Genomic DNA, 3,496 nt, shown 5'->3' on the forward strand with positions numbered 1-3,496 from the left:
CGCCGATGATGTCACCAACCACAAGCCGCATCCCGACACCTTCTTGCAGGTGGCCGAACTGCTCGGCGCCAATCCCGCCAACTGTCTGGTGTTTGAAGATACCCGGATCGGGCTTGAGGCTGGCAAGGCGGCAGGGATGGATACCGTGCTGGTTATCGAAGGTGACCTGCACCAGCGCCAAACGGCTCAGGGGCAAGCAGGCAAACCGATAAAATGGTGCCGTCACAGTGGCACCATTTTTTGTTCATGTGAGCATGGCGGTAGCGTCAGTGCCCGGACAGAGTTGCGATCGCAGCCGGAATAGTGGCAACCGTCAGACAAAGGGCATTGGCCTCATCCTGTAGTGCCTGATGAGTGCGAAGCAGCTCAAGGGCTTCGGCAGGGGTATCTGCAAAGGTGGGGGCGGCGATGGCGGCAAATCCCTGTTCGACCAGTTGACGACGCTCATCGCTATAGCTGGGTGCATTGGCATCTAGATAGGTAAGCGCTTGACCCTGCTTGAAAAAGTGATAGTTAGGCATCGATTGGCCCCGCAAAAATAAAGCGCCATTCTACTCCTTTTTGCTCCGCCGCCAGCGTCAATCTGTGTCGTCTCAAGTGATCTCGTTCACATTTTTATCAACAAACCCTTACCGATTGGGCGCCGTACAAATCCCCTCTTCACGCGGCGTCAGACAACACCCGATACCGTCACTCTGCGCCAAACAAAACGCCTCCACAAAGGAGGCGTTGCGGCTGAAACAGGGTGGCTCCCGTTACATGGCATTCGTCGATTCGAAGATCTTGTCCGCCGAGGCCTCGACAAAGCCCGGATAGAGTACGCCGTCGGCCTGCGGATAGCGCAGGGCAAACTCGTAGAAGCAGCTCGGGATGGTACGCACCCCATCGCTGAACGGCACCTCGGCTTTGTCCGCCATGGTGGAGGATTGCTCCAGCATCACCTGCGGGTCCCCTTTCACCTCGCCACCCACGCTGTTGAGCACGAAACCCGCCGCCTTGAGCGCCGCATTGACCTGATGGATGGTGTCGAAGTCCTTCAACTTGTTGATATTGACCGTGAAGTGGTTGGCACGATAACCCCATGCTGCCATCCATGCCGCGTACTCGCTCTCCGCCAGCAGAGTCTGATAATCGGCATAGGAGACCTGCCAGGGGGCGCCGGTGTAGAGAAATGCCGGGGTATCGGTCAGATGATCGGGCACCTGATCGGCCAGCTTGTGGATGATGGCCTGCGCCGCCGGGGAGAACTCTTCGACCTTCAGCTCGCTGATAAACACCTTGGGAGCGTCCGGATCCTGATGCTCGAAGTGCTTGGCGTAGAGCTTCTTGGCCTTGAAGACATACTCGCCCTTCTGCTCGTAACCGAGCGCCAGGAAGTGGGCTGCCAGCTTCTCCAGCCCCAGCTTGGGCAGGTTGTAGGTACGAAACGCCACGTGATCGTTGACGATGGGCTCGCCGCCACCCAGCAGGGTGTGCACCTTGAGGGCGCTCGGGGTCACCTTGATGTAGCTGTCCCACAGATGGCTGAACAGGGTGTCGATATCCTTTTGCATCTCTCTTTCCTTTGATTGCGGGTACAAATCGGGGCACCGCTGGATGCCCCGTGTCGTTATTAGAAGCGCAGGCCGGGCGACAGCTGATCCGGCATGGCGGCTTTGCTGTCTTCGACGGAGGCAACCGGATACGCACAGTAGTCAGCAGCGTAGTAGGCGCTTGCCCTGTGGTTGCCGGAAGCGCCGATGCCACCAAACGGCGCGGCACTGGAGGCGCCGGTAATGGGTTTGTTCCAGTTGACGATACCGGCGCGGATCCGCTTGAAGAAATGGTGCCAGTCCGCCTCCTTGTCCCCCAGCAGACCGGCCGAGAGACCGTAGCGGGTGGCGTTGCCCTGATCGATAGCAGCATCGAAATCATCGTAACGAATGAGTTGCAGCAGCGGTCCAAAGTACTCTTCGTCCGGCAGCGCGCTCACTGAGGTCACGTCGATAATGCCCGGGGAGACAAAACCTGTGCCCGCTTCCAGGTGCTTGAGGGTAAGCAGGCTCTCGCCACCGAGGCGCTGCAGGTTGGCTTGCGCCTCGACCATGCCCAGTGCAGCACGTTCGCTTATCATCGAGCCCATAAACGGCTGCTCGGCGGCGTCGTAGAGGCCGACCTTGATCTGGCTAACCACCTCGATCAGTCGCTTGACTAGGGCATCGCCACGCTCGCCGTGCTCGACAAACAGACGGCGGGAACAGGTACAGCGCTGACCGGAAGTGATAAATGCCGACTGGACGATGGCATGCACCGCGCCGTCGATGTCGCTCACGTCTTTCACGATCAGCGGGTTGTTGCCGCCCATTTCGAGGGCCAGGATCTTGCCCGGCTGGCCGGCAAACTGCTGATGGAGGAAATGACCGGTGCGGGATGAACCAGTGAAGAAGAGGCCGTCGATGTCGGGATTGCCCGCCAGCGCCTTGCCGGTCTCGACCTCCCCTTGCACCAGATTGAGCACCCCCTTGGGCAGCCCCGCCTCCTGCCATACCTTGACCATGGCTTCGGCCACCATGGGGGTCAGCTCGGAGGGTTTGAATACCACGGCGTTACCCGCAATCAGCGCCGGGACTATATGGCCGTTGGGCAGATGGCCCGGGAAGTTGTAGGGGCCGAACACCGCCACCACACCGTGGGGCTTGTGACGGACAAACGCCTTGGCACCCGGCATGGCATTTTCAACGGTGCCGGTGCGCTCGTCGTGGGCACGGATGGAGATGGCAATCTTGCCCTGCATGGCCGCAACTTCAGTGCGGGTCTCCCACAGCGGTTTGCCTGTTTCGCGGGCGATGGTCAGGGCCAGCGCCTCTTTCTGCTCGCCGAGCAGGTCGGCATAACGGCGCACTATGGCCAGACGATCCTCAAGGCTCATATCCGCCCAGTGGTAGAAGGCGGCACGGGCGGCCTTGACGGCGGCATCCACTTGCGCCGCGCTGGCGGCAGCCCCCTGCCAGATCACCTCGTTCTTGGCCGGATCGGTTGACTCGAACGGCTTGCCTTCACCGGCAAGCCACTGACCGTCGATAAATTGCACTAACTGGCTCATCCATTCACTCCCTGTCGCTGGCAGGCAGCCTCGGCTGCCTGTCTGATAATCGGTTTGCTTGTCCTGTTTGCCTCAGTCGAGGTCAACCACCCGCACCATGTCGCCATCCTGCACCTTGAGTGCCGCCGCCATCTTGGGCGGAATGATGGCTTCGTGCTTGTCGAGATCGACGCGGATATTGCCGTAGCAGGCGCGGTAATGTTCGAAACGGCTGTTGCAGATAAGGTGGGTCTTGCCACCGATGGGCTCGCCCACCAGCACCCGCAGCTTCTTGCTGCGGCGCACGCTGCGGATATTCTTCACGTCGCACTCGACGGTGGGGCCCGCATCGAAAATATCGACGTAGCCACGGTTCACAAAGCCCTCGTCCTGCAGCATCTTGATGGCGGGGCGGGTCTTCTCGTGGGTCTGGCC

General features: G+C 60.2%; 4 protein-coding genes and 1 pseudogene. 1 reads left to right on the forward strand and 4 read right to left on the reverse strand.

Features of this window, described 5'->3' with window-relative positions:
• Window positions 1-178, forward strand: a pseudogene (locus AACS18_RS03070) (HAD family hydrolase); the annotation flags it as partial.
• 88 nt (window positions 179-266) lie between these two features.
• Here the strand turns inward: AACS18_RS03070 and AACS18_RS03075 are convergent.
• The 4 genes from AACS18_RS03075 to AACS18_RS03090 all read right to left on the reverse strand — a co-directional run.
• Entirely contained in the window at window positions 267-521 is a 255-nt protein-coding gene (locus tag AACS18_RS03075; protein ID WP_108613664.1) for a hypothetical protein, read from the reverse strand.
• A 234-nt stretch (window positions 522-755) separates the two neighbouring features.
• Entirely contained in the window at window positions 756-1,553 is a 798-nt protein-coding gene (locus AACS18_RS03080) for a DUF1338 domain-containing protein (protein WP_108613665.1), read from the reverse strand.
• A gap of 59 nt (window positions 1,554-1,612) precedes the next feature.
• Complete coding sequence (gene astD / locus AACS18_RS03085; RefSeq protein ID WP_108613666.1) at window positions 1,613-3,082, reverse strand: succinylglutamate-semialdehyde dehydrogenase; 1,470 nt, start codon at window positions 3,080-3,082, stop codon at window positions 1,613-1,615.
• A 72-nt stretch (window positions 3,083-3,154) separates the two neighbouring features.
• On the reverse strand, window positions 3,155-3,496 hold a 342-nt coding region (locus AACS18_RS03090; RefSeq protein WP_258228834.1), incomplete at its 5' end, for an arginine N-succinyltransferase.

Origin of the sequence: Aeromonas sp. HMWF015 (assembly GCF_963878965.1) — a bacterium.
Lineage (GTDB): Bacteria > Pseudomonadota > Gammaproteobacteria > Enterobacterales > Aeromonadaceae > Aeromonas > Aeromonas veronii.

Coding starts and splice junctions, on each gene's coding strand:
- AACS18_RS03075 (WP_108613664.1), bottom strand. CDS start 521: ATGCCTAACTATCACTTTTTCAAGCAGGGTCAAGCGCTTACCTATCTA.
- AACS18_RS03080 (WP_108613665.1), bottom strand. CDS start 1,553: ATGCAAAAGGATATCGACACCCTGTTCAGCCATCTGTGGGACAGCTAC.
- astD (WP_108613666.1), bottom strand. CDS start 3,082: ATGAGCCAGTTAGTGCAATTTATCGACGGTCAGTGGCTTGCCGGTGAA.